Source organism: Pseudomonas sp. SJZ131 (assembly GCF_007828705.1).
Classification (GTDB): Bacteria; Pseudomonadota; Gammaproteobacteria; order Pseudomonadales; family Pseudomonadaceae; genus Aquipseudomonas; species Aquipseudomonas prosekii.
Genome location: NZ_VIVC01000007.1, coordinates 68,259 through 92,594, shown reverse-complemented (window position 1 = coordinate 92,594; position 24,336 = coordinate 68,259). Strand labels below are relative to the sequence as shown.

The 24,336-nt window shown below is 62.3% G+C and carries 24 protein-coding genes; 10 read left to right on the top strand and 14 right to left on the bottom strand.

Going from position 1 to position 24,336, the window contains the following annotated elements:
- The first annotated feature begins 55 nt into the window (after nucleotides 1–55).
- Nucleotides 56–1,936 (top strand): TonB-dependent receptor domain-containing protein, encoded by a 1,881-nt coding sequence (locus FBY12_RS25820; RefSeq protein WP_145257101.1) that lies wholly within the window; start codon nucleotides 56–58, stop codon nucleotides 1,934–1,936.
- Nucleotides 1,937–2,103: 167 nt separating this feature from the next.
- Here FBY12_RS25820 and FBY12_RS25815 read toward each other — a convergent pair whose 3' ends face one another.
- The 11 genes from FBY12_RS25815 to nrdR form a co-directional block, all read right to left on the bottom strand.
- The gene (locus FBY12_RS25815) at nucleotides 2,104–2,904 is read right to left on the bottom strand and encodes a cobalamin-binding protein (RefSeq protein WP_145257098.1); all 801 of its coding nucleotides are present in this window, start codon (nucleotides 2,902–2,904) and stop codon (nucleotides 2,104–2,106) included.
- Entirely contained in the window at nucleotides 2,904–3,323 is a 420-nt protein-coding gene (locus tag FBY12_RS25810) for an MFS transporter (RefSeq protein WP_092277515.1), read from the bottom strand. Before FBY12_RS25810 ends, FBY12_RS25815 begins: the two co-directional genes overlap by 1 nt.
- Complete coding sequence (ribA, locus tag FBY12_RS25805) at nucleotides 3,320–3,937, bottom strand: GTP cyclohydrolase II (protein WP_121732681.1); 618 nt, start codon at nucleotides 3,935–3,937, stop codon at nucleotides 3,320–3,322. Before ribA ends, FBY12_RS25810 begins: the two co-directional genes overlap by 4 nt.
- A 251-nt stretch (nucleotides 3,938–4,188) precedes the next feature.
- Nucleotides 4,189–4,935, bottom strand: a complete 747-nt coding sequence (locus FBY12_RS25800) for an ABC transporter substrate-binding protein (protein WP_145257096.1) — start codon at nucleotides 4,933–4,935, stop codon at nucleotides 4,189–4,191.
- 223 nt (nucleotides 4,936–5,158) lie between these two features.
- Nucleotides 5,159–6,124: a thiamine-phosphate kinase gene (gene thiL / locus FBY12_RS25795; RefSeq protein ID WP_145257093.1), complete on the bottom strand. Its 966-nt coding sequence runs from the start codon at nucleotides 6,122–6,124 to the stop codon at nucleotides 5,159–5,161.
- Between the two features lie 18 nt (nucleotides 6,125–6,142).
- Nucleotides 6,143–6,643, bottom strand: a complete 501-nt coding sequence (nusB, locus tag FBY12_RS25790; protein ID WP_092277503.1) for a transcription antitermination factor NusB — start codon at nucleotides 6,641–6,643, stop codon at nucleotides 6,143–6,145.
- Nucleotides 6,640–7,116, bottom strand: a complete 477-nt coding sequence (ribE, locus tag FBY12_RS25785; protein ID WP_003185938.1) for a 6,7-dimethyl-8-ribityllumazine synthase — start codon at nucleotides 7,114–7,116, stop codon at nucleotides 6,640–6,642. The genes nusB and ribE overlap by 4 nt, the downstream gene beginning before the upstream one ends.
- 91 nt (nucleotides 7,117–7,207) lie before the next feature.
- The gene (gene ribBA / locus FBY12_RS25780) at nucleotides 7,208–8,299 is read right to left on the bottom strand and encodes a bifunctional 3,4-dihydroxy-2-butanone-4-phosphate synthase/GTP cyclohydrolase II (protein ID WP_121732684.1); all 1,092 of its coding nucleotides are present in this window, start codon (nucleotides 8,297–8,299) and stop codon (nucleotides 7,208–7,210) included.
- Nucleotides 8,300–8,329: 30 nt separating this feature from the next.
- The gene (locus FBY12_RS25775; RefSeq protein ID WP_145257090.1) at nucleotides 8,330–8,992 is read right to left on the bottom strand and encodes a riboflavin synthase; all 663 of its coding nucleotides are present in this window, start codon (nucleotides 8,990–8,992) and stop codon (nucleotides 8,330–8,332) included.
- Nucleotides 8,993–9,038: 46 nt separating this feature from the next.
- Nucleotides 9,039–10,172, bottom strand: coding sequence for a bifunctional diaminohydroxyphosphoribosylaminopyrimidine deaminase/5-amino-6-(5-phosphoribosylamino)uracil reductase RibD (gene ribD / locus FBY12_RS25770; RefSeq protein ID WP_145257087.1), 1,134 nt, complete (start codon nucleotides 10,170–10,172; stop codon nucleotides 9,039–9,041).
- Nucleotides 10,169–10,633, bottom strand: a complete 465-nt coding sequence (nrdR, locus tag FBY12_RS25765) for a transcriptional regulator NrdR (protein WP_003228656.1) — start codon at nucleotides 10,631–10,633, stop codon at nucleotides 10,169–10,171. The genes ribD and nrdR overlap by 4 nt, the downstream gene beginning before the upstream one ends.
- Nucleotides 10,634–10,761: 128 nt before the next feature.
- Here nrdR and FBY12_RS25760 point away from each other — a divergent pair, with 128 nt between their 5' ends.
- The 3 genes from FBY12_RS25760 (at nucleotide 10,762) to trxA (ending at nucleotide 12,923) form a co-directional block, all read left to right on the top strand.
- Complete coding sequence (locus tag FBY12_RS25760) at nucleotides 10,762–11,226, top strand: YbaY family lipoprotein (RefSeq protein ID WP_145257084.1); 465 nt, start codon at nucleotides 10,762–10,764, stop codon at nucleotides 11,224–11,226.
- Nucleotides 11,223–11,879, top strand: a complete 657-nt coding sequence (locus FBY12_RS25755; protein WP_145257081.1) for a methyltransferase — start codon at nucleotides 11,223–11,225, stop codon at nucleotides 11,877–11,879. Before FBY12_RS25760 ends, FBY12_RS25755 begins: the two co-directional genes overlap by 4 nt.
- A gap of 171 nt (nucleotides 11,880–12,050) precedes the next feature.
- Nucleotides 12,051–12,923, top strand: coding sequence for a thioredoxin (gene trxA / locus FBY12_RS25750; RefSeq protein WP_109503250.1), 873 nt, complete (start codon nucleotides 12,051–12,053; stop codon nucleotides 12,921–12,923).
- Nucleotides 12,924–13,111: 188 nt separating this feature from the next.
- Here the strand turns inward: trxA and FBY12_RS25745 are convergent, their stop codons facing one another.
- Entirely contained in the window at nucleotides 13,112–13,465 is a 354-nt protein-coding gene (locus tag FBY12_RS25745) for a hypothetical protein (RefSeq protein ID WP_145257078.1), read from the bottom strand.
- A gap of 134 nt (nucleotides 13,466–13,599) precedes the next feature.
- Here FBY12_RS25745 and FBY12_RS25740 point away from each other — a divergent pair, with 134 nt between their 5' ends.
- The 5 genes from FBY12_RS25740 (at nucleotide 13,600) to FBY12_RS25720 (ending at nucleotide 17,755) form a co-directional block, all read left to right on the top strand.
- Nucleotides 13,600–14,190, top strand: coding sequence for a DUF2796 domain-containing protein (locus tag FBY12_RS25740; RefSeq protein WP_121732689.1), 591 nt, complete (start codon nucleotides 13,600–13,602; stop codon nucleotides 14,188–14,190).
- 138 nt (nucleotides 14,191–14,328) lie between these two features.
- Nucleotides 14,329–15,039: an ABC transporter ATP-binding protein gene (locus FBY12_RS25735; protein ID WP_145257075.1), complete on the top strand. Its 711-nt coding sequence runs from the start codon at nucleotides 14,329–14,331 to the stop codon at nucleotides 15,037–15,039.
- 1 nt (nucleotide 15,040) lies between these two features.
- A complete protein-coding gene (locus FBY12_RS25730) occupies nucleotides 15,041–16,306 on the top strand; it encodes an ABC transporter permease (protein WP_121732691.1) in 1,266 nt (421 codons plus the stop codon).
- Nucleotides 16,307–16,321: 15 nt separating this feature from the next.
- Entirely contained in the window at nucleotides 16,322–16,834 is a 513-nt protein-coding gene (locus FBY12_RS25725; RefSeq protein ID WP_121732692.1) for a DUF3299 domain-containing protein, read from the top strand.
- Between the two features lie 222 nt (nucleotides 16,835–17,056).
- The gene (locus FBY12_RS25720; RefSeq protein WP_121732693.1) at nucleotides 17,057–17,755 is read left to right on the top strand and encodes an OmpW family protein; all 699 of its coding nucleotides are present in this window, start codon (nucleotides 17,057–17,059) and stop codon (nucleotides 17,753–17,755) included.
- Between the two features lie 113 nt (nucleotides 17,756–17,868).
- Here the strand turns inward: FBY12_RS25720 and FBY12_RS25715 are convergent, their stop codons facing one another.
- Both FBY12_RS25715 and FBY12_RS25710 read right to left on the bottom strand, forming a co-directional pair.
- Nucleotides 17,869–18,798 (bottom strand): NAD-dependent epimerase/dehydratase family protein, encoded by a 930-nt coding sequence (locus tag FBY12_RS25715; protein ID WP_145257072.1) that lies wholly within the window; start codon nucleotides 18,796–18,798, stop codon nucleotides 17,869–17,871.
- Nucleotides 18,791–19,675 (bottom strand): sugar nucleotide-binding protein, encoded by an 885-nt coding sequence (locus FBY12_RS25710; protein WP_121732697.1) that lies wholly within the window; start codon nucleotides 19,673–19,675, stop codon nucleotides 18,791–18,793. The genes FBY12_RS25715 and FBY12_RS25710 overlap by 8 nt, the downstream gene beginning before the upstream one ends.
- A 301-nt stretch (nucleotides 19,676–19,976) precedes the next feature.
- Here FBY12_RS25710 and FBY12_RS25705 point away from each other — a divergent pair, with 301 nt between their 5' ends.
- Entirely contained in the window at nucleotides 19,977–24,293 is a 4,317-nt protein-coding gene (locus FBY12_RS25705; protein ID WP_145257068.1) for a DEAD/DEAH box helicase, read from the top strand.
- Nucleotides 24,294–24,336: the final 43 nt, after the last annotated feature.

Here is a 24,336-nt window from a genome sequence, read left to right as displayed (position 1 = left end):
GCCTCTTCGCGGGCAAGCCTCGCTCCTACAAGTACCGTGTTTGCTACGGATATCTATGAAACTCTCTCCTCTCGCCCTGACGCTGACACTCCTGCCGGCCGGCCAACTCCTGGCCGACACCTTCGAGCGCGATCAGGCGCTGAAGCTCCCCGACGTGCTAATCAGCGCTAACCGCCAGGTCGAAGCGCGCAACGACAGCAGCGCCGCCAACACAGTGTTCACCCGCGACGACATTGATCGCCTGCAACCGAGCAGCGTCACCGACCTGTTGCGCCGCGTGCCGGGCGTGCAAGTCGGGCAAACCGGGGGGCGCGGCAGCTTGCCGGGGATTTACATTCGCGGGACCAAATCGGCGCAAAGCCTGGTGCTGGTCGACGGCCAGCGCATCGGCAACTCGACGTCCGGCGACAGCAACCTGCAACACATCAACATCGAGCAAGTCGAGCGCGTGGAAGTGTTACGCGGCTCGCGCTCGGTGATTTATGGCAGCGATGCGATTGGCGGGGTCATCCAGATTTTCACCCGACGCGGCACCGAACCGGGCTTGCAGCCGCGCCTGCACGTCGGTTTCGGCAGCAATCAAACGTGGGAACGCAGCCTCGGCGTGTCCGGTGGCGACGACAAAACCCGCTTCAACCTCGGCGCCAGCCTCGATGAAACAGCCGGGATCGACCGCACGACCGAGTCATATCCAAGCGACGGCGATCACGATGAATACCGCAACAAATCGCTGAGCCTGAGCCTCAGCCATGCGCTGACCGACGACATCGAAATCGGCGCCAACCTCCTGGATAACCGCGGCAGAAGCGAATTCGACAACCCGTTCGGGCGCTTCGACCCGAATACCTTCGAATCGCTGCAGCAGCAGCCTTACAGCGATTTCGACGTCAGCAGCCTCAGCAGTTACGTCGATGCGCGCATCAATGACGTGTGGAAAACCCGCCTCGAATTCGGCCACAGCGAAAACCGCGAAAAGACTTTCGACAAACTCAGCGACGAGCGCAGCGTGTTCAACACTTACCGCGACTCGGTGAACTGGCAGAACGACCTGACGCTCGACGCGCGCAACAGTTTGATCGTCGGCGGCGACTGGTACGAGGACCGGGTCAACAGCAGCACGCCGTTCGACGAGGACAGCCGCTGGAACCGTGCCGCGTTTATCCAGCATCGCTACAAGGCCGACAGCTTCTCCACGGAGCTGGGTTTGCGTCGCGACCAGAACCAGCAGTTCGGCGGCCAGAACAGTTGGAGCGGCACCTTCACCCTGCCGCTGAACCCGAACAACGACGTGCTGCTGACCTACAGCGAAGGCTTCCGCGCGCCGACCTTCAATGACCTGTATTACCCGGATTTCAGCAACCCGGACCTCAAACCGGAAACCTCGAAAAGCTACGAAGTGCAGTGGCGCAGTCAGTTGAGCGAGCGCAGCCGACTGGAAGCCTCGCTGCACCGCACCGACCTTGAAGACGCGATTATCTTCGGCGGCAACGGCCCGCAGAACGTCGCTTCAGCGCGGATCAACGGGTTCGAAGCGGCGCTGAAACAGGAATTGTTCGGCTGGCAGAGCAACCTCGGCGTGGCGATCATCGACCCGCGTGATCGCGACAGCGGCCACACCCTGGCGCGGCGGGCGCGGCGCACGTTGAGTCTGGATCTGGATCGACAATTTGATCGGCTGGGTCTGGGCGCCAGTTGGCAGGCGGTCAGCGGCAGTTATGACGACGAGAACAACGCGCAAGCCTTGGGCGGTTACGCGCTGCTCGGTTTGCGCAGCAGTTGGGCGCTGAACCGCGAAGTGCAGCTTGAGCTGAAGGTCGACAACTTGCTCGACAAGGGCTACAGCCGCGCGTTGTACAGCTATGGCAGCAGCCAATATGGCTATCGCGAAGAAGGTCGGGCGTGGATGTTCGGGGTGACCTGGACGCCGGAGCTGTAAAGTCCGGCTCTAAAATCTGGCGCGATCAATTGTGGCGAGGGGGCTTGCCCCCGTTGGGCTGCGCAGCAGCCCCAATGCAGCCACCGCGTTTGCCAAGCCGACCGCGGTGACTGGACTGCGGTCGCTGCGCAACCGAACGGGGGCAAGCCCCCTCGCCACAGGGTTTTCTAACGCTCTGGCGCGATGATTTTGCAGAGCTTCGCAGTCGCTTCGATCATCTGCCCGCTCGGCCGCTCCAGGCCTTTGTCGGTCACCAACAACAATTGTCCGCGCGCCACGGCCGTCACTTGCGGCCAGGCTTTCCACGCATCCAACTGCGCCTGATCACTGGCCAGAATCACTTCGGGGTTGCGCTGCAACACCGCCTCGACGCTGATTTGCGGCGCCGGCAACGTCAGGTCGGCAAACACATTGCGTGCCCCGCACACCTGCAACGCATCGCTGATGATTTGCCCGCCACCGACGGTGTACAGCGGCCGATCCCAGACTTGATAGAACACCTGCAACGGCGTGTCCCGACGGTAGCGCTGGCGCAGGTTATCCAGTTTCTGCCGCAGCTGCGCCGCCAACACCACGCCCCGCTGCGCTCGGCCGAGTTGCTCGGCGATCGCGGCAATTTGTGTGGTGAGTTGTTCGAGGTTGTGCGGTTCGGCGACGTAGGTGGGAATGTTCAAGCGCTTGAGTTGTTCACGCTGCGCCGGGCCGACGCTGCCAGGCCAGAGCAACAGCAAATCAGGTTTGAGGCTGAGCAGCCGCTCCATGTCCAACTGGCCATAGCGGCCCACTGAAGGCAGATCTTTAATCGCCACAGGACGTTCGCCGGCATCCAGCACCCCGACCAGCAAGTCCGCTGAATCCAGCTCGACGACGATTTCCGTCAGGGACGGCGCGAGGCTGACGACACGCTCCACGGCCAATGAAGAGCCGCTGACGGCCAGCAGCAAAACCGCCAGCCAGACGCGAAGCATCAGCCGAGTTGACGCGGGATACGGTAGAGGTAAAACAGCACGGCGGTGGACAGCGCCAGCAACATCAGCGGCACCGCTTCGAGGCCGACGAACACTGCCAATGCGCCGATCCACGCCGGCAGGCTGGCCGCCAGAAACGCCGTGCGGCGCTTGGCCGCGAGGGCAATCCACGCGGCCGGCTCTTCAGGTGTGTCGAGGGCTTTTTGGGTGGCGATCAGCGCATGTTTGTAGCCGCCGAAAAACTTCAGGCTGACAAACATCGAGGCCACGCCGGCAATGAACAACGGCATCGCCAACACCGGCAGAATCGCCTCGGTCTGGCCAAACACGCCGTTGATCACGAACAACGGCACCAACGCCAGCGCCAGGTATTGCCACCAGTTAAAGGACAGTCGCCGCCGCACCTGACCGCGCGTCACGCCCGGTCTGCCTCGCCCTGATGCTCGTTGCCCATCATGTGGTCGAGCTTGCTGGCCTTGGTCGCCAGATACAGTTTGTTATGCGGGTTATGCCCGGTGTGCAGCGGCACGCGCTCGGCGACGACGATGCCCATGTCGGTCATGGCTTTGACCTTGCGCGGGTTGTTGGTCATCAAGCGCAGTGACTTCACGCCCAGATGCTCAAGCATCGGCAGGCACATGGCGTAATCGCGCTGATCGGCGGCGAAGCCCAGACGCTCGTTGGCTTCAACGGTGTCGGCGCCGCCGTCCTGCAATTCATAAGCGCGGATCTTGTTCAACAGGCCAATGCCGCGACCTTCCTGACGCAAGTACAGCAACACGCCGCGACCTTCGCGGGCGATGGCTTGCAGCGCCGCTTCCAGTTGCGAACCGCAGTCGCAACGCTGGCTGAACAAGGCATCGCCGGTCAGGCATTCGGAGTGCAACCGACCGAGTACCGGGGCACCGTCGGCGAACTCACCCAGGCTCAGTACGACGTGCTCGCGCCCGTTCTCTTCATCGAGAAAGCCGTGCATGGTGAATTGCGCAAAAGGCGTTGGCAGCTTCGAAGCGGCAACAAAAACGACAGGCACCGTTGTGCTCCTGATCAATAAGTACTGGAGATTCGCAGAGGCGGCATTGTAACAGCAGGTTCCAACGGGCGCTTAGGCTGAATTATGGGGCATAACAATCAAAATGTTTGATCAACCAGACGCCTCATAGTCCCTGTAGGAGTGAGCCTGCTCGCGATAGCGTTGGCACATTCGACATAAGTGTGACTGACCCACCGCCATCGCGAGCAGGCCCACTCCTACAAGACTTGGTGTCGGCAGGGTGATCGGCGTCAATCCGGGTCAAACGGGTACGGTTGTTTCCACTTGGCGAAGATCGGCTTCAGCTCGCCGCTTTTCACCAGCACTGCCATGCGCTGATCGAACAACGCCATCAACGTGCGCGCCTTGGGGTTGTCGGCGAAGCACAGGTACAGCGGCAATTCGGCAATGTGCGTGCGGCGAAACTGCGCAGGATCCCTGGCGCGGGCGACCAGGTAATCGATTTCGGTCAGGGCATCGATGTAATAGTCGGCGCGGTTGTGGGTCAGCATCGAGAGGATTCCAGTGCGCCGCACCACTTCATTGAAGCGCTGCACGTTGGGCAGGTAATCCTGATATTTATAGCCCCGCACCCAAGCCAGTCGATAGCTGCCGAGAGTGTCCAGGGTCGGTGGCGGATTGCTCGCCAGGCCCAAGGCGTAGATGTGATCGGTGTCGAAGTTCCAGTGCGGGTACAGCAGGTCGCTGGTTTCATCGCGATAAGCGCCGACACACGCGTCCACTTCGCCACGCTGGGCCAGGCCGACGGCGCGGGTATAGGGCTCGGTGCGAATATCCAGTTTGACCCCGGCCGGTTCGAACACGGCGCGCAGCACGTCCCAACCGAGGCCGTGGCCGTCAGCGGCGGTGTATTCTTCCCAGTCTTCGCTGGCCAGATGAATCACCGACGGCGTCGGCAGCGCATCCACCGCTTGTGCAAGCGAGCAGCACAGCGCGAAACCGATGGTTAACCAGCGCCTCAACCAGCGTCGAGCCATCCCTTGTCCCCTGTTTCACTCAGGCGAAAATTCGCAGAAGCCCCAACATCCCCGACCGGGCAACGTCTGCCGCAACGAATAAAGGGTAGCGCAACTATCCAGCCGCAGTTGCCGCCAGCCTTGGGCAACGCACCGAAACAGCCGCCAGATGTGCTGAATCGCCAGCAATTACGCCAGATCACAGCGGTGACAAAGTCTGCCGAAACCCGTTTGAGCAGAGCGCTCACCGGGTTTCCCGAAAATGTTGATAGCCCCGGGTTTGCGGGGTGATGTCCTGTCCATCGGCGTCGAGCAACACCACGCCCTGCCCGCTCACAACGTGACCAACCACATGGACCGGCCAGCCATCGGCGAGCAGTTGCGCCAATTCCACGGGAGGCAAAGTGAACGCCAGGACGTAATCGTCGCCACCGCTGAGGGCCGCGTCCTGCGCGCCTTTTTCACCGAGAAAAGCCACCAGCGCCTCGGACAACGGCAAGCGGTTCAGCTCGATCCGAAGGCCAACCTTCGACGCCAGCGCGATGTGCCCACAATCGGCGAGCAGCCCATCAGAGATATCCAGCGCCGACGTGGCTTTGCCGCGCAACGCCTGACCGAGGGCCAGTTGCGGTTGCGGCGACCAGTAATGTCGCAGCAATGGATCGGCGATCGCCTCGTCGGCGCTGCGCTGGCCAAGCACCAGCGGCAAGGCGCCGACGGCATTGCCCAACTCGCCGCCGACACACAACAAGTCGCCGGGCAACGCGCCGCTGCGGGTCAGCGCCAGCGCGGCGGGCACGCGGCCGAATACGGTCAGGGTCAGGCTCAACGGGCCACGGGTGGTGTCGCCGCCGACCAACGCCACGCCACAGCTCTGCGCCATGACGTTCAAGCCACGGGCGAAAGCGTCCAGCCAATCGGCGGTCACCGTCGGCAAGGTCAGGGCAAGGGTAAAGGCAACGGGGGTTGCGCCCATGGCGGCCAAGTCGCTGACCGCTACAGCCAGCGAGCGCTGACCGAGCAAAAACGGGTCGCAGGGATCTGCGAAATGCACGCCGGCAACCAGCGTGTCGGTGGAAACAGCCAACTGTTCCCCGAGAGGAACAGCGAGCAAGGCGCAATCGTCGCCGATCCCCAGTGCAACGCCCTCGCCGCCCTGCGCACAAGGCGCGGCGGCGAAGAAGTGGCGGATCAGCTCAAACTCGCCCATCACAGTTTCAAGCGCTGGTTAGCGCTTGAACGCCTTCACTTCAGCTTCACGCAGACGCGGGGCGAGCTTGTCGAGGACACCGTTGACGAACTTGTGGCCGTCGGTGGAACCGAAGACCTTCGCCAGCTCGATACCTTCGTTGATCACCACGCGGTACGGCACATCGACGCGTTCCAGCAGTTCCCAGGTCGACAGACGCAGGACGGCCAGTTCAACCGGGTCCAGCTCTTCGATGGTGATGTCCAGGCATGGCGCCAGCGCAGCATCGATCTTGTCAACGCCTGCCGGAACCCCGTGAAGGATTTCGCGGAAGTAGGCGCTGTCGACATCGCTGAAATCGTTATCGACGCGAAACTGCGCTTCGATCTCGTTCAACGATTGCTTGGCCATGTGCCATTGGTACAGCGCCTGAGTCGCGAGCTGACGGGCTTCGCGACGCTTGACGCTTTTCGATGGCTTGCCGGCATCCGCAGGCTTTGGATCGCGCGGGTTGAACTGATCGCTGTCGTCGCTAATCACTTGGCCTCCAACTGTGCCAGCAGGCTGACCATTTCCAGAGCGGACAGGGCAGCTTCGGCACCTTTGTTACCGGCCTTGGTGCCGGAACGTTCGATGGCTTGCTCGATGGAATCAACGGTCAGCACGCCGAAAGCGACTGGCACGCCGAACTCCATGGACACCTGGGCCAGGCCCTTGGTGCATTCGCCGGCGACGTATTCGAAGTGCGGAGTACCGCCACGAATGACCGCGCCCAGGGCGATGATTGCCGCGTATTCGCCCTTCTGGGCTACTTTTTGCGCAACCAGCGGGATTTCGAAGGCGCCAGGCGCGCGGATGATGGTGATGTCGCTTTCGCTCACGCCGTGGCGAACCAGGGCATCAACTGCACCGCTGACCAGACTTTCAACAACGAAGCTGTTGAAACGGCCCACTACCAAAGCGTAGCGGCCTTTAGGGGCGATGAAGGTACCTTCGATGGTCTTCAGGGTCATTCGTTAGATCTCTTAAAGAGCCGGGACGCGTTTTCTACGCATCCCTCAGTGATGTGTTAACCGCGAATCAAGGACTGGAAACAACCGGTCATTATTCGGAGGGCACGTATTCTACAACTTCCAGATCGAAACCGGATATCGCATTAAATTTCATTGGCGCACTCATCAGGCGCATTTTGCGCACACCGAGGTCGCGCAGGATCTGCGAACCGGCACCGACGATGCTGTAGGTGGTCGGTTTTTTCGCCGGAACGTGCTCGGCGGTTTCGCGGATATGCGCCAGCAAAACGTCGCCATCGAGCGGGTGACCGAGCAACAGCACCACGCCGCTACCAGCCTCGGCGACCGCAGACATGGCGGCGCGCAGGCTCCAGCGGCCGGGCTGCTTGACCATCAGCAAGTCGCGCAGCGGGTCCATGTTGTGCACGCGCACCAGCGTCGGTTCGTCGGCGCACACGGTGCCCAAGGTCAGCGCCATGTGCACGTCGCCTTCCACCGAATCACGATAGGTCACCAGGTTGAATTGGCCCAGTTCGCTGTCCAGCGGCTGCTCGGCAATCCGCTGAACGGTACGTTCGTGGATCATCCGGTAGTGGATCAGGTCGGCGATGGTGCCGATCTTGATGTTGTGTTCGGCGGCGAAGGTTTCCAGTTCGGCGCGACGCGACATGGTGCCGTCGTCGTTCATCACTTCGCAGATCACCCCGCTCGGCTCGAAACCGGCCATGCGCGCCAGGTCGCAAGCGGCTTCGGTGTGGCCGGCGCGAGCGAGGGTGCCGCCCGGTTGTGCCATCAGCGGGAAGATGTGGCCGGGGCTGACGATGTCTTCAGCCTTGGCGTCCTTGGCGGCAGCAGCCTGCACGGTGCGCGCGCGGTCGGCGGCGGAGATGCCGGTGGTGACGCCGGTGGTGGCTTCGATCGAGACGGTGAACTTGGTGCCGAACCCGGAACCGTTGCGCGGCGCCATCAGTGGCAGCTTCAACAGTTCGCAGCGTTCGCGGCTCATCGGCATGCAAATCAGGCCACGGGCGTGCTTGGCCATGAAGTTGATGTGTTCAGGCTGGCAGCACTCGGCGGCCATGATCAGGTCGCCTTCGTTCTCGCGGTCTTCGTCATCCATGAGGATGACCATCTTGCCTTGGCGGATGTCTTCAACCAGTTCTTCGATGCTATTGAGCGCCACAAGGCACCCCCTTTTTCGCAATTAAAAGCTTCAGGATTTGAGGTAGCCGTTGGCGGCCAGAAAGCTTTCGGTGATGTTTCCAGAAGTTGGCTCTGCAGCCTTGTCGCCCAACAGCAGGCGCTCCAGATAACGCGCCAGCAAGTCCACTTCCAGATTCACCCGGCGACCTGGCTGGTACGACGCCATGATGGTTTCGCTCAGGGTGTGGGGAATGATCGTCAGCAAGAATTCGGCGCCATCAACGGCGTTCACGGTCAGGCTGGTGCCGTCGACGGTGATCGAGCCTTTATGGGCGATGTATTTGGCGAGGTCTTTCGGCGCGCGGATGCGGAACTCCACGGCGCGCGCATTCTCGGTGCGGCTGACGACTTCGCCGACGCCATCGACGTGACCGCTGACCAAGTGCCCGCCAAGGCGAGTGGTCGGCGTCAGGGCTTTTTCGAGGTTGACCGGGCTGCCGCTTTTCAGGTCATTCATCGCGGTGCAGTCGAGGGTTTCGCGGCTGACGTCGGCGGCAAAGCCGTTGCCTGGCAGTTCAACCGCGGTCAGGCAGACGCCGTTGACCGCAATGCTGTCGCCGAGTTTGACGTCGCTCAGGTCGAGCTTGCCGGTTTCTACGTGAACCCGCACATCGCCGCCCTTTGGGGTCAATGCACGAATACTGCCGATGGATTCGATGATGCCGGTAAACATGGAGTCCTCCTCGAGAACAGGGCCGTCGCTGGGCTGCGGCCGGGAATTATACGCTCGCCGCTGGAGAAGGAATGGCAGTGACTCGCCAGTCATCGCCAACCGCGCGGATTTCGGTGATTTTCAGCTCGGGCGCGTCTTTCATCAGCGCCAGTGGCCAGTCGAGCAATGGTCGGGCGGAGGAACCGAGGAACTTGCCGGCAATGAAGATCGTGAACTCGTCGACCAGTCCCTGTTGGGCAAATGCCCCGGCGAGACGCGGACCGGCCTCGACCAACACCTCGTTGACCCCGCGATTGGCCAGTTCGACCAGCAACTTGCGCAGGTCCACCAAACCATCGTCGCCCGCGACAATGAGGCATTCCGGGCCGTTGGCGTATTGTTCTTCAATCGCCATGCAGGTCGCGACCAGCGCCGGGCCAGCCTTGAAAAACGATGCATCCAGCGGCACACGCAGGCGGCCGTCGATCAGCACGCGCAGCGGCGGCCGGCTCATGGCCAGCGCAGTCTGCTCGGCGTCGAGGCCCAATTCTTCGGCGCGTACGGTCAGCCGTGCGTTGTCTGCCAGCACGGTGTCGGCGCCGGTCAGCACCACGCTGGCCTGGGCGCGCAGGCGTTGCACCGCCGAACGCGCAGCCGGGCCGGTGATCCATTGGCTTTCGCCGCTTTCCATCGCCGTGCGCCCGTCGAGGCTCATGGCCAACTTCACCCGCACGAACGGCAAGCCGTGTTCCATGCGTTTGAGGAAACCTTCATTAAGCTTGCGCGCCTCGCCTTCGAGCACGCCGCTTGCAATGGCAATCCCGGCTTGCGCCAGGCGCTGCATGCCGCGACCGGCCACCGACGGGTTCGGGTCCTGCATCGCCGCGACTACCCGCGCGAGGCCGGCGTTCACCAGCGCATCGGCGCACGGCGGCGTGCGGCCATGGTGGCTGCACGGTTCGAGGGTCACGTAAGCGGTAGCGCCACGAGCCTTGTCGCCGGCGGCGCGCAAGGCGTGCACCTCGGCATGCGGTTCGCCGGTGCGTACGTGCCAGCCTTCGCCGACAATCTGCCCGTCCCGCACGATCACACAACCAACGCGCGGATTCGGGTGCGTCGTGTAGTGACCTTTGCGCGCCAGTTCCAGCGCGCGCGCCATGTAATGGGCGTCGAGTACGGCTTGTTCTGCGGAGGTGGTCATTCTTTCACCGGCTCACGGGCCAGGCGATCGATCTCTTCGCGGAACTCGTTGAGGTCCTGGAAGCGCCGATACACGGAGGCGAAACGAATGTAGGCGACTTCGTCGAGCTTTTGCAGCTCGGCCATCACCAGTTCACCGACCACGAGGGATTTGACCTCGCGCTCGCCGGTGGCGCGCAGTTTGTGTTTGATGTGCACCAGCGACGATTCAAGACGCTCGACACTCACCGGGCGCTTCTCGAGCGCACGCTGCATGCCGGCGCGCAGTTTTTCTTCGTCGAACGGCTGACGGCTGCCGTCGGTTTTGATCAGGCGCGGCAACACCAGTTCGGCGGTCTCGAACGTCGTGAAACGTTCGCCGCAGGCCAGGCATTCACGCCGGCGGCGCACCTGTTCGCCCTCGGCGACCAGACGCGAGTCGATGACCTTGGTGTCGTTGGCACCGCAGAAGGGACAGTGCATGGTGGCAGGCAACAAAAAAAGGGAGGGCCATGGTAGCGCATCCCCGTGGCAAGACAAGCCATGGGGTTTGCGGTATACAGACGAGCTATAAGCTTGATCCATGGATTTGACCCCTGCCGGAGCCCCAAATGTCGCTACGACCGCTCGTCCTGCTCAGTATTTTCAGCCTGCTGGTGGCCTGCAGCAGCGATGCGCCCAAACCCCAGCCGCCGAAACCCGGCCCGGCGCCGCAACAAGCGCAGAAAAAAGCCAAGGAAGCCGCCAACCTCGGCCCGCTGCCGGCGTATCAACGGGAATTGAGCGGCACGTTGCAAGGCGTACCGGCCGGCGCCGAGGTTGAACTGGCGTTGCTGGTGATCGATGCCCAGGACCGCCCGCAACAATTGCTCGCCAGTTCGAGCCTGATCGGCACCAATCAGATCCTGCCGTTCCATCTGCGCTTCAACCCGGAATCGTTCCCGGTCGGCGCACGCGTTGAACTGCGTGGCCGCGCCAGCCAGTCCGGCCAGTTGATCTTGCATCTGCCGTCGCAAGTCATCAGCCAGCCGACCACCCAGGCGATGGGCCAGCTGCAATTCGTCAAAGCCCCATGATTGCACCGCTCGACCTGCAACAGGCGTTGAGTGAACTGCTCGGTGATGCGCAACTGGTGCCGGTGCCGCTGCCCGATACCGAGCTGAAACTTTGGCTGATCGACGGCGACAACATGGACCGCGCCTTCAGCCCGGAAGAAACCCGGCGGATTCTCCACGAACCGCCGTACTGGAGTTTTTGCTGGGCCAGCGGTTTGGCAGTGGCGCGGTATCTCGCGCAGTTTCCCGAGTGGGTCAAAGGCAAACGGGTATTGGATTTTGGCGCGGGCTCGGGTGTGGCGGGGATTGCTGCGGTCAAGGCTGGCGCGCTGGAAGTGGTGGCGTGTGATCTGGACCCGCTGGCAACTGCGGCGTGTCGGGCGAACGCTCAGCTTAATGACGTAGAACTCAATTATTCGACGGATTTCTTTGCCGAGGCGGACCGCTTTGATCTGATCCTGGTCGCCGACGTGTTGTATGACCGGGCGAATCTGCCGCTGCTCGATGAATTCCTCAGTCGCGGCCGGGAAGCGCTGGTGGCCGATTCGCGCGTGAGGGATTTTCGCCATCCGCTGTATCAGCGCATTGAAATGCTGGAAGCGATGACGTTGCCGGATCTGGCCGAGCCTGAAGAGTTTCGGCATGTGAGCCTTTACCATGCTCGGCGCGGCTAAAAGCTTCGCGAGCAAGCCTCGCTCCTACAGGTCCGGCGTCGGTCTTCAAATCGGCGCGGACCTGTAGGAGCTAGGCTTGCCCGCGAAGGCGACCTGTCAGACTGCCCACACTTTCAGCGACACCCTGCCAAGCCGTATAGTTGACCCATTCACGCTTTTACGAGATCCCCCATGAGTCAGGAAACGCCGTACATCTTCGACGCCACGACTGCTGATTTCGACCAGTCGGTGATCGAGAACTCTTTCCACAAACCGGTGCTGGTGGATTTCTGGGCCGAATGGTGTGCGCCGTGCAAAGCCATGATGCCGATGCTGCAAACCGTCGCCGAGAGCTATCAGGGCGAGTTGCTGCTGGCCAAGGTCAATTGCGACGCCGAGCCGGACATCGTCGCGCGTTTCGGCATTCGCAGCCTGCCGACCGTGGTGCTGTTCAAGGACGGCCAACCGGTCGACGGTTTTGCCGGCGCGCAACCGGAATCCGCCGTGCGCACGATGCTCGAACCGCATGTGCAAATGCCGCCGCCGGCCGCTGCCGATCCGTTCGAACAGGCCCAGGCGCTGTTCGACGAAGGCCGATTTGCTGACGCCGAAGCCGTGCTCGCAGTGCTGCTGGGCGAAGACAATACCAACGCCAAAGCTCTGATCCTCTACGCCCGCTGCCTCACCGAACGCGGCGAACTGGGCGAGGCGCAAACCGTGCTCGACGCGGTCAAGACCGATGAACACAAAGCCGCCCTCGCCGGCGCCAAGGCGCAAATTCAGTTTCTCGGCCAGGCCAAGGACTTGCCCGACGCCGCAGATTTGAAAGCACGCCTGGCGAAAAACCCGCAGGACGATGAAGCGGTGTATCAACTGGCGATCCAGCAACTCGCGCGCCAGCAATACGAACCGGCGCTCGACTCGCTGCTGAAACTGTTCATCCGCAACCGCAGCTACAGCGAAGGCCTGCCGCACAAAACGCTGCTGCAAGTGTTCGAACTGCTCGGCAACGATCATCCGCTGGTGACCACATACCGCCGCAAACTGTTCGCCGCGCTGTACTGATCGCCGAAACACGCCTGCTCGGCCGCCGTAGGAGCAGAGCTTGCTCGCGATGGCTTTGCTGCTGATCTTGTGGGAGCAGAGCTTGCTCGCGATAGCTGTGCTGCTGATCTTGTGGGAGCAGAGCTTGCTCGCGATGGCGATCTCAAGGACGCCATCGCAAGCAAGCTTTGCTCCCACAGGTTCCAGTGCTACTTGCCGGGCCCGACCCAACTGTAAATCGGCGTATCCGCCCCGCTCACCACCTTCACTTCCGCGCAATGGCGCAAGCGCACCAGCAGGCGTTTGCCCGACCCGGCATTACCCGTCAGCCCTTCCAGTTGCTCAAGCAAATCCGGCCCACTCAACTGCCCGGCGTTGCGCAGCAAATCCTTGGCGATCTGCCAGGACGTATCGTCCTGACTCGACGCCTTGGCCACCGGCGCACTGACCTCCTCGGTTTTACTCACCTGCAACTGCGCGCCAAGCCTGGCCCAATCGCCGTCATCCATCTCCAGCGTCAAATCCACCGGCCAGTCGCCGATGCTTCCGCGTATACGCAACATGAGTCCGCTCCTGCACATTTCTGACGTGCATGCTCCCATGGCTCTTGTGCAACGCCAAGCAGCCGGGCAAACTCTGCGCACTTTCGTTATAAGATTACATAACAGATTTTTCCCCACTTCCCCGGAGACTCGCCATGCGTCGTCTGCTTATTGCTTTGCCGTTTGCCCTGTTGCCGCTGGCCGCCGCCCATGCTGTGGATGAACATGATCACGACCATGAGCATGGCAGCCTCAGCGCTCACGAACATGGGGTCGGTCGCTTGAACGCGGCGCTGGATGGCCAGACGCTGGAGTTGGAGCTGGAAAGCCCGGCGATGAACCTGGTGGGTTTCGAACACGCGGCTACCACTGATGCCGACAAGGCCAAAGTCGCCGCCGCGCGCGCGAAACTGGAAAATCCGTTGGCGCTGTTCAATCTGCCGAAAGCCGCCGGTTGCAAAGTCGCGACGCAGGAACTGGAAAGTCCGCTGTTCGGCGACAAGCCGGATGCCGATGATGACCACGACGAGGCGGACAAGGACGGTCACGAGCATCATCACGAGCACAGCGAAATCCACGCGCATTACCAATTCAGTTGCTCGGCGCCGGGTGCGCTGAAAACCCTGGATCTGGCGAACATTTTTAACACCTTCCCGGCAACGCAGAAGATTCAGGTACAACTGATCAGCCCGAGCGGCCAGCAAGGCGTTGAAGTGACGGCCAAGGCTGCTGCGCTGAAATTCTGAACCACCACAAATCCCTAGTAGGAGCGAGGCTTACCCGCGAAGGCGTCGTCACATTCAACATCTGTGGCGACTGACACACCGTCTTCGCGGGCAAGCCTCTCTCCTACAAAGGCTAACCATCAACCTGACCGGTTTCACATGACCCAAGCACTCATCGAACTGTCCGACCTGGGCTTCAGTTGGCCCGGTCACCCGCCGCTGCTGGACATCCCGGCGTTTCGCCTCGAACCCGGTGAAACCCTGTTCCTCAAAGGCCCCAGCGGCAGCGGCAAAACCACCTTGCTGGGCTTGCTCGGCGGCGTGCAGAAGCCTGATCGCGGGAGCATTCGTCTGCTCGGCCAGGAACTCACCGAACTCGGTGCCGGTGCGCGCGATCGCTTTCGCGTCGATCACACCGGCTACATTTTTCAGCAGTTCAACTTGCTGCCCTTTCTGTCGGTGCGCGAGAACGTCGAGCTGCCCTGCCACTTCTCCAAATTGCGCGCCAAACGGGCGAAACAGCGCCACGGCAGCGTCGATCAAGCCGCCGCGACGCTGCTCGCGCATTTGGGTTTGAAGGATCAAAGCATCCTCGGCCGCCGCGCCGATTCGTTGTCCATCGGCCAGCAACAACGGGTCGCCGCCGCGCGCGCGCTGATCGGTCAGCCGGAACTGGTGATCGCCGACGAACCGACCTCCGCGCTGGATTACGACGCACGGGAAAACTTCATTCGCCTGTTGTTCGCCGAATGCCGCGAGGCGGGTTCGAGCCTGTTGTTCGTCAGCCATGACCAGAGCCTCGCGCCGCTGTTCGACCGCAACCTGTCGCTGGCCGAGCTCAATCGCGCCGCCACCCCGTTCGAGGTCTGAGATGTATTTGTTTCGTCTAGCGCTGGCCAGCCTGGCTAACCGCCGCTTTACCGCGATTCTCACCGCGTTCGCCATCGCGTTGTCGGTGTGCCTGTTGCTGGCCGTGGAGCGCGTGCGCACCGAGGCCAAAGCCAGTTTTGCCAGCACCATCAGCGGCACCGACCTGATCGTCGGCGCCCGTTCCGGTTCAGTGAATCTGTTGCTGTACTCGGTGTTCCGCATCGGCAACGCCACCAACAACATTCGCTGGGACAGCTTCGAACACTTCGCCAACAACCCCAAAGTGAAGTGGGCGATCCCGATGTCGCTCGGCGATTCACATCGCGGATATCGAGTGATGGGCACCACCGAGGCCTACTTCGAGCATTACCAGTACGGCCGTCAACAACACTTGGCGATCGCCGATGGCCGCGCGTTTGCCAGCGATCCGTTTGAAGTGGTGCTCGGCGCCGAAGTCGCCGATGCGCTGCATTACAAACTCGGCGACAAACTGGTGCTGGCCCACGGCGTGGCGGTGATCAGCCTGGTCAAGCACGATGACAAACCGTTCACCGTGGTCGGCATTCTCAAGCGCACCGGCACCCCGGTGGACCGCACGTTGCACATCAGCCTCGGCGGCATGGAAGCGATTCACGTCGACTGGCACAACGGTGTGCCCGCGCAGGGCAAGGGCCGGATCAGCGCCGATCAGGCGCGCAACATGGACCTCACGCCGCAAGCGATTACTGCGTTCATGCTCGGGCTCAACAGCAAGATTTCGACCTTCGCGCTGCAACGCGAGATCAACGAATTCCGTGGCGAACCGATGTTGGCGATCCTGCCGGGCGTGGCGTTGCAAGAGCTGTGGAGTTTGATGAGCACGGCGGAAAAAGCCTTGTTCGTGGTCTCGTTGTTTGTGGTGTTGACCGGGTTGATCGGCATGCTCACGGCGATTCTCACCAGCCTCAATGAGCGTCGTCGCGAGATGGCGATCCTGCGTTCGGTGGGCGCGCGACCGTGGCACATCGCAACGTTGCTGGTGCTGGAAGCCTTTGCCCTGGCGCTGTCCGGGGTGATTGCCGGCGTTGCGTTGCTGTACGTCGGCATCGCCGCCGCGCAAGGTTACGTGCAAGCCAATTACGGTTTGTATCTGCCGCTGGCGTGGCCGAGCGAATATGAATGGACGCTGCTGGGTGGCATCCTGCTCGCTGCGCTGCTGATGGGCAGCGTGCCGGCCTGGCGCGCGTATCGCCAATCGTTGGCCGATGGCCTGTCGATCCGACTTTAGATGAGGACGTTGAACATGCCCCGCGCTCTACTCGCGCTGTTGTTGCTGGTCGCCCTGCCGCTGTGGGCGGCCGAGCCGAAGGATTTGACCTGGTCGGAAATGATCCCGCCGGACGCGCCACCGGAAGTGCCGAACATGACCCCGCTGCATGACTTGTCGCAGATGAGCAGCACGCTGGAATCGGCGCCCGCCGCCAAGCAGGATTTGCCGAATGCGCCGGTGGTGAAGGGCCTCGACGGCCAGAATATTCGCCTGCCGGGTTACATCGTGCCGCTGGAAGTGGGCGAGGACGGGCGCACCACCGAGTTTTTGCTGGTGCCGTATTTCGGTGCCTGCATCCACGTGCCGCCACCGCCGTCGAACCAGATTGTGCATGTGAAAAGCGAAGTCGGCGTGAAGCTCGATGAGCTGTATCAGCCGTACTGGATCGAAGGCGCGTTGCAGGTGAAAGCGTCGAGCAGCGAGTTGGCGGATGCCGGGTATCAGATGGAGGCGGACAAGATTTATGTGTATGAGCTGCAGGAGTGAATCCGCAGTTCTGTGCTGTTTGTGAAGACGCCTTCGCGGGCAAGCCTCGCTCCTACAAGGGAATGCGTTCACCTGTAGGAGCGAGGCTTGCCCGCGAAGAGGCCATCAAAGGTTCCACTAAAACAGGCCCGATCACTGTTTCATTGAGCTGAGTCAAAAGACCGGATCAGAGCGCTCCGTACCATTGGACATCAAACATTTTTAACGTCCTTTGGAGCCCCCATGAACAAGTCCTTGCTCAGCGCTTCGCTGTTTGCTCTCGCGCTCGCAGCCCCGCTCGCCCACGCCCACGATGCTGGCGACATTATCGTTCGGGCCGGTGCAATCACCGTCAACCCGAAAGCCGACAGCTCCAGCGTCAAGGTCGATCAGGGGCCGTTGTCGGGTGCCGATCTGGGTGGCAAGGCGACCATGAGCAGCGACACGCAGCTGGGTTTGAACTTCGCTTACATGATCGACAGCCACTGGGGGATCGAGCTGCTCGCCGCCTCGCCGTTCGAGCATGACGTGAAAATCAAAGGCACCGCACTCGGCGCCGCCAACGGCAAACTCGGCACCCTGAAACACCTGCCGCCGACCCTCAGCGTTGTCTACTACCCACTGGACGGCAAATCGGCGTTCCAGCCGTATGTCGGCGCTGGCATCAACTACACCTGGATCTATGACGAGCACGTCGGCAGCCAGGCTGAAGCCAACGGTTTCAGCAACTTCAAGGCAAAAAACTCCTGGGGCATGGCGTTCCAGGTCGGCGCGGATTACATGATCACCGACAACATCATGCTCAACGCCCAAGTGCGCTACATCGACATCGACACCCAGGCCACCGTCGAAAACAACGCCGTGGCACCGGGCACCCGGGCCAAGGTCAATGTCGATGTCGACCCGTTCATCTACATGGTCGGGCTGGGTTACAAGTTCTAAACACGTGATTCAGGAATGCAACGAACCCACACGTTCATCACTTGCCATAACGGTGATGTCCGAGCAATAAAAAAGGCGCCCCGAAAGGCGCCTTTTTCATGACTGAGAAAAACTCAGCGACCCAGCAACCGGGCGAGGCCGACGTTCATGGGCGTTTGCTCAGGGTAGGTAAACCGCTCGAGCAGGCGCCGGTTGTTGGCGCGCGAATGGCGGATGTCGCCGGAGCGCGCCGGGCCGTAGGTTATCGGAGGCAATTCACCGACCACCTGCGCCAGCGCTTCGAGCATTTGCTTGAGCGTAGTCGCCTGGTTCCAGCCGACATTCACCGCGCCCACTTCAACCTGCGGCTGCTCGATTGCCTGCACCAGCAAATCCACCAGATCTTCAACATAGACAAAATCGCGGGTCTGCTCGCCGTCACCAAACACGGTGATCGGCAGGCCTTTCTGCGCGCGTTCGCTGAAAATGCTGATCACTCCGGAGTACGGCGAGGACGGATCCTGGCGCGGGCCGAAGATGTTGAAGAAGCGGAACACCACCGGCTCCAGTCCATGCTGGCGACGGTAGAAATCCAAGTAATACTCGCCCGCCAGTTTGTCCGACGCGTAGGGCGTCAGCGGTGCCTTGGCGGTTTCTTCGTCGATCGATTCGCCTTCGCCATTGTTGCCATACACCGCCGCGCTGGAAGCGAACAACACGCGTTTGACTCCGGCCTGGCGCATCGCCTCGCAGACATTCAGCGTGCCGATGAAATTGCTCTGGTGGGTTTTCACCGGGTCGTCCACCGAGGCCTGCACCGACGCCACCGCTGCCAGATGCGCGACGGCGCTGCAACCGAGCATCGAACGCGCAACCAGCGCGGCATCGGCAACGTCGCCGACAATCAGCTCGACCTTGGGATTGTCCATCGGCAGGTTGCTGCGTTTGCCGGTCGACAAGTCATCGAGGATGCGCACCAAATGGCCTTTGGCGAGCAAGGCGTCGGTCAGGTGCGAGCCGATGAAACCGGCGCCGCCGGTGATGAAAACAGGGCCGTCAGCCATGGCGATAGAACCTATCCAGTAAGCCCGGGAGTGCCGCGCGCCAGGCGCGTGGCTTGATCCCGAAGGTGTGCAGAATTTTCTTGCAGGCGAGCACCGCGTGTTGCGGCTCTTCGGCGGCGTCGGGCCGTGCGGCGTGTGCCTGGGCGGTCGGCGCTTCGATGGCCAGTGCGTGCAGGTTGCGTGCTTCGGTGATGATCGCCTGACCCAATGCCAGCGGCGTGGTCGCCTCATGTCCGGCGTAATGATAGGTGCCCCACAGCGGCGCCGCACAATCGAGTTGCTTGAGCACCGAAATGATCACCCGCGCCGCGTCGTCGACCGGCGTCGGATTGCCCCGACGGTCGTCGGCCAGAAGCAATTCTTCCGGGGTTTCGGCGCGTGCGAGGAAACGCCCGAGCGTGCCATCGGCGCTGTCATCGAGCAGCCAGCCGAAACGCAACAACACATGTTGCGGGCACGTGGCGCGCACGCTTTGTTCGATTCGCCACAAGGCTTGCCCGCGCAGACCCAGCGGCACCGGTTCGTCTTTTTCGCTGTAGGCGGTGGCGCGCGAGCCATCGAACACGCGATAGCTCGACGGTTGCAGCAGGACGATGTTGTGGTGCTGGCATAATTCGGCCAGGCGTTCGATGGCGCGTTCCTGGCTGGCGAGACGCTGTTCGCTGACCGTCTCTGCCTGAAACCAGTCGAAGTAATAGGCGAGGTTGATCAGCGCGTCCGGGCGCGTGTCGTCGAGCAGTTGCGTGAGGCTTGCGGCGTCCCAGCCGTCTTGGGGTGGGCGGGGGGCGAGGAAACCGATGTCTTCCTCCGCACCGAGGCGAATCAGCGCCTGCCCAAGGGCATTTCCGCCGCCCAGTAACATAAGGCGCATTCGCATAAAGTCAGCAGGCCCAGTCTGATTGAATCAATGGCTTTATCGACAGCGCACACAGGCGTTGTCGTCGATAGATGCCGGAATCGTTGCATTTTGCGGGTTTAGTGCGCAACCGTCATCCGTAAAGTGTAGATAGCTTGGATCTGCGCTGCCTGTTCTGGCCTCTTCGCGGGCAAGCCTCGCTCCGACAAGGGGAATGCGATCAACTGTGGGAGCGAGGCTTGCTCGCGATGAGGCCTTGGAGATCGACACAGATCCCAAGCGGTACTTGCAACTTCCCCACCCCGCCCGCATAAATTAGCCCATGAACCTGCCCATCCCCGCCGACACTGCGCTGGCCGGCTTTCATCCGGCTGTCAGTGCCTGGTTCCGCAACACCTTCCCGACGGTCACCGCCGCCCAGGCGCAGGCGTGGCCGTTGATTCGCCAGCACCGCAGCGTGTTGATCGCCGCGCCCACCGGCTCCGGCAAAACCCTCACCGCGTTCCTCGCCGTGCTGGATGATCTGGTCCACCGAGGCCTGGAACACGGCGGGCAATTGCCCGACGAAACCCTGGTGGTCTACGTTTCGCCGCTCAAGGCGTTGTCCAACGACATCCAGATCAACCTGCAAAACCCGCTGGCCGGGATCACCGAACAATTGCGGCGCATGGGCCTGCCCGAACTGCAGATCAGCACCGCCGTGCGCACCGGCGACACGCCGCAAAAAGATCGCTCGGCGATGCGCCGCAAGCCGCCGCACATTCTCGTCACCACCCCGGAATCGCTCTACGTGCTGCTCGGCTCCGACTCCGGGCGAACAATGCTCGGCAACACGCGCACGGTGATCGTCGATGAAATCCACGCCATCGCCGCCAGCAAACGCGGCAGCCATCTGGCGTTGAGCCTGGAACGCTTGCAGGCGCTCTGCCCGCAAACGCTGATGCGCATCGGTTTGTCGGCCACGCAGAAACCCATCGAAGCCGTCTCACGCTTCCTCGTCGGCCGCGACCGCGACTGCGACATCATCGACATCGGTCACGCGCGGCCACGGGATCTGGGCATCGAAGTGCCGCCAGTGCCGCTGACCGCAGTGATGGCCAACGACGTCTGGCAACTGGTCTACGACCGCCTCGCCGCCCTCGCCCGCGAACACCGCACCACGCTGATTTTCGTCAACACCCGACGCCTCGCCGAGCGCTTGAGCCGACATTTGAGCGACCGTCTCGGCAAAGACGCGGTCGCCGCGCACCACGGCAGCCTGGCCAAGGAGTTTCGCCTCGACGCCGAGCAACGGCTCAAGCGCGGCGAGCTGCAAGTGCTGATCGCAACAGCATCGCTGGAATTGGGCATCGACATCGGCGACGTCGACCTCGTGTGCCAGATCTCCTCGCCGCGCTCGATTGCAGGATTTCTGCAACGGGTCGGCCGCTCGGGGCACCAGGTCGGCGGCACGCCCAAGGGCCGTTTGTTCGCCACCACCCGCGACGACTTGATCGAATGCACCGCGCTGCTCGATTGCGTGCGCCGTGGCGAACTCGACACCTTATTGATCCCCGAAGCGCCGCTGGATGTGCTCGCCCAGCAAATCATCGCCGAAGTCAGTTGCCAGGAATGGCACGAAGACGCGCTGCTGGCGCTGTTCCGTCAAGCGTCGCCATACGCCAGCCTCGACGAAAAACACTATCAGTCCCTGCTGCACATGCTCGCCGAAGGCTACAACGGGCGCCAAGGCATGCGCAGCGCTTACCTGCATCGCGACGCCGTGACCCGCACCTTGCGCGGGCGCCGTGGCGCCAAACTGACCGCCGTCACCAGCGGTGGGACGATCCCGGATAACGCCGATTACAGCGTGCTGCTCGAACCGCAAGGGCTGAACATCGGCAGCGTCAACGAAGACTTCGCGGTGGAAAGCATTGCCGGCGATATCTTCCAGTTGGGCAATACCTCGTATCGAATCCTGCGCCTCGATGCCGGCAAGGTCCGGGTCGAGGACGCGCAAGGGCAGCCGCCGACCATTCCGTTCTGGCTCGGCGAGGCGCCGGGGCGCAGCGCCGAACTGTCGTTCGCGGTCGCGCGCCTGCAAGCGCAACTCGATGAACTGCTCGGCGCCACGCCGGGCAACCTGCAACCGGCGCTCGACTGGCTGACCGAAACCCTCGGCCTCAACCTCGCCAGCGCCGAACAACTGGTCGATTACCTCGCCCGCGCGCGCCTGACACTCGGCGCCCTGCCGTCGCAGGACACGCTGCTGATGGAGCGTTTTTTCGACGAGTCCGGCGGCACCCAACTGATCATCCACACACCGTTCGGCAGCCGCATCAACCGCGCCTGGGGCCTGGCGTTGCGCAAGCGCTTCTGCCGCACGTTCAACTTCGAATTGCAGGCCGCCGCCAGCGAGGACGCGATTGTCTTGTCGCTGTCCACCGCGCACAGTTTTGAACTGGATGACGTCTGGCGTTATTTGCACAGCAGCAGCGCCGAACATTTGCTGATTCAAGCGGTGCTCGAAGCGCCGCTGTTTGGCGTGCGCTGGCGCTGGAATGCCGGGGTCGCGCTGGCATTGCCGCGTTACACCGGCGGGCGCAAAGTCGCGCCGCAGATCCAGCGAATGAAAAGCGAAGACCTGATCGCCAATGTGTTCCCCGATCAGATCGCCTGCGTGGAAAACCTCGCCGGCGAGCGCGAAGTGCCGGAGCATCCGCTGGTCGAGCAAACCCTCGACGATTGCCTGCACGAAGCGATGGACGCCGAAGGTTGGCTGACGTTGCTGCGGCGCATGGAGCGCGGCGAAGTGCGCTTGATCAGCCGCGACTTGCCGGCGCCCTCACCGCTCGCCGCCGAAATTCTCAGCGCGCGACCCTACACTTTTCTCGACGACGCGCCGCTGGAAGAACGCCGCACGCAAGCGGTGCTCAACCGGCGCTGGACCGATCCGCAGTCCACCGATGACCTCGGCGCACTCGATGGCGAAGCGATTCAAGCGGTGCGCGACGAGGCCTGGCCGGCGCCGACCCGCGTCGATGAAATGCACGAGGCGTTGATGAGCCTCGCGTGCATCACCGAGGCCGAAGCGCAGGTCAATCCACAGTGGCGCGAATGGCTCGATGCCTTGGCCGCGAGTGGCCGCGCCAGCCGTTTGCAGATCAATCAGGAACAATCCGTTTGGCTGGCGCTGGAACGCCTGACGCTGCTGCAGGCGGTTTATCCACAGGCAAAACTGTCGCCGCCGCTGCAAGCGCTGCACGGTTTTGATGAAGTGTGGGAGGCCGATGAAGCGTTGTTGGAAGTGATCCGCGCGCGCCTCAGTGCCTTCGGTCCGCTGCCGCTGCCGGCGATTGCCGAACCGTTGGGGCTGGCGAGCAACGACGTCAGCCAGGCCCTCGCGCGCCTGGAAAGTGAAGGCTATGTGCTGCGCGGGAATTTCACCCCCGGCGCCGAGCAAGACGAATGGTGCGAGCGGCATTTGCTCGCGCGCATTCATCGCTACACGGTCAAGCGTCTGCGCCGGGAAATCGAGCCGGTGGCGTTGCAGGATTTCATGCGGTTTCTGTTCGACTGGCAGCATCTGTCGAGCACCACGCAGGGCCAGGGCAGCGCGGTGTTGCCGTCGATCATCAGCCAATTTGAAGGCTACCCCGCTGCCGCTTCGGCGTGGGACAGCGACATTCTGCCGGCGCGGCTCAAGGACTATTCCGCGAGTTGGCTGGATGACTTGTGCCGCAGCGGCAAACTGGTGTGGACGCGCCTGACCACGCGCAACAAAAGCACGAGCACGGCATTGCGCAGCACGCCGATTCTGTTGTTGCCGCGCAGTCAGGTCGGCTTGTGGAGTGGTTTGACTGACCAGACGCCGGTCAGCGAACTGTCGCCGAAAACCCGGAAAGTCTTCGAGGCGCTGAGCCAACATGGCGCGTTGTTTTTCGACGAGTTGATTCACGAAGCGCACTTGTTGCGCGCGGAACTGGAAATCGCCTTGCAGGAACTGGTCGGCGCCGGGCTGGTGAACGCCGACAGTTTTGCCGGCCTGCGCGCACTGATTACTCCGGCGAGCAAACGCCAGCAGCGCAGCAGTCGTCGCGGGCGCGGCGCGTTTGTCGGCGGCATGGACGACGCCGGGCGCTGGGCCTTGCTGCGCCGTGGCGCGCCGGCGCCGATCGTCGAGAACAAGCGCCCGGCGCCGACGCCGAACGAGACGCTGGAACACATCGCCATGACATTGCTGCGCCGCTATGGCGTGGTGTTCTGGCGTTTGCTCGAGCGAGAAGCGGATTGGCTGCCGAGTTGGCGGGAGTTGCTGCGTACTTTTCATCGACTGGAGGCGCGCGGCGAGATTCGTGGCGGGCGTTTTGTCAGTGGTTTGGCCGGCGAACAATTTGCGCTGCCGGAAGCCATTCCGCTGCTGCGCGAAGTGCGCCGCCGTCCGCATGACGGTAGTTTGGTCGCGGTGTGCGGGGTCGATCCGCTGAACCTCGCCGGCACGTTATTGCCCGGCGCAAAAGTCCCGGCGCTGGCGAGCAATCGGCTGGTGTACCGCGACGGCTTGCCAGCGGCGGCGGTGATTGCCGGCAAGCAAATCAATTGGCTGGAACTGGACTTGCTGGCCTCCGAGGAAATACACCGCAAACTCACCCGACACTGATGTTGGCGGGGCTGGCCCTATCGCGAGCAAGCTCGCTCCCACA

Coding starts and splice junctions, on each gene's coding strand:
- FBY12_RS25820 (WP_145257101.1), top strand. CDS start 56: ATGAAACTCTCTCCTCTCGCCCTGACGCTGACACTCCTGCCGGCCGGC.
- FBY12_RS25815 (WP_145257098.1), bottom strand. CDS start 2,904: ATGCTTCGCGTCTGGCTGGCGGTTTTGCTGCTGGCCGTCAGCGGCTCT.
- FBY12_RS25800 (WP_145257096.1), bottom strand. CDS start 4,935: ATGGCTCGACGCTGGTTGAGGCGCTGGTTAACCATCGGTTTCGCGCTG.
- thiL (WP_145257093.1), bottom strand. CDS start 6,124: ATGGGCGAGTTTGAGCTGATCCGCCACTTCTTCGCCGCCGCGCCTTGT.
- ribE (WP_003185938.1), bottom strand. CDS start 7,116: ATGACCCTGAAGACCATCGAAGGTACCTTCATCGCCCCTAAAGGCCGC.
- FBY12_RS25775 (WP_145257090.1), bottom strand. CDS start 8,992: ATGTTTACCGGCATCATCGAATCCATCGGCAGTATTCGTGCATTGACC.
- ribD (WP_145257087.1), bottom strand. CDS start 10,172: ATGACCACCTCCGCAGAACAAGCCGTACTCGACGCCCATTACATGGCG.
- nrdR (WP_003228656.1), bottom strand. CDS start 10,633: ATGCACTGTCCCTTCTGCGGTGCCAACGACACCAAGGTCATCGACTCG.
- FBY12_RS25760 (WP_145257084.1), top strand. CDS start 10,762: ATGTCGCTACGACCGCTCGTCCTGCTCAGTATTTTCAGCCTGCTGGTG.
- FBY12_RS25755 (WP_145257081.1), top strand. CDS start 11,223: ATGATTGCACCGCTCGACCTGCAACAGGCGTTGAGTGAACTGCTCGGT.
- trxA (WP_109503250.1), top strand. CDS start 12,051: ATGAGTCAGGAAACGCCGTACATCTTCGACGCCACGACTGCTGATTTC.
- FBY12_RS25745 (WP_145257078.1), bottom strand. CDS start 13,465: ATGTTGCGTATACGCGGAAGCATCGGCGACTGGCCGGTGGATTTGACG.
- FBY12_RS25740 (WP_121732689.1), top strand. CDS start 13,600: ATGCGTCGTCTGCTTATTGCTTTGCCGTTTGCCCTGTTGCCGCTGGCC.
- FBY12_RS25735 (WP_145257075.1), top strand. CDS start 14,329: ATGACCCAAGCACTCATCGAACTGTCCGACCTGGGCTTCAGTTGGCCC.
- FBY12_RS25730 (WP_121732691.1), top strand. CDS start 15,041: ATGTATTTGTTTCGTCTAGCGCTGGCCAGCCTGGCTAACCGCCGCTTT.
- FBY12_RS25725 (WP_121732692.1), top strand. CDS start 16,322: ATGCCCCGCGCTCTACTCGCGCTGTTGTTGCTGGTCGCCCTGCCGCTG.
- FBY12_RS25720 (WP_121732693.1), top strand. CDS start 17,057: ATGAACAAGTCCTTGCTCAGCGCTTCGCTGTTTGCTCTCGCGCTCGCA.
- FBY12_RS25715 (WP_145257072.1), bottom strand. CDS start 18,798: ATGGCTGACGGCCCTGTTTTCATCACCGGCGGCGCCGGTTTCATCGGC.
- FBY12_RS25710 (WP_121732697.1), bottom strand. CDS start 19,675: ATGCGAATGCGCCTTATGTTACTGGGCGGCGGAAATGCCCTTGGGCAG.
- FBY12_RS25705 (WP_145257068.1), top strand. CDS start 19,977: ATGAACCTGCCCATCCCCGCCGACACTGCGCTGGCCGGCTTTCATCCG.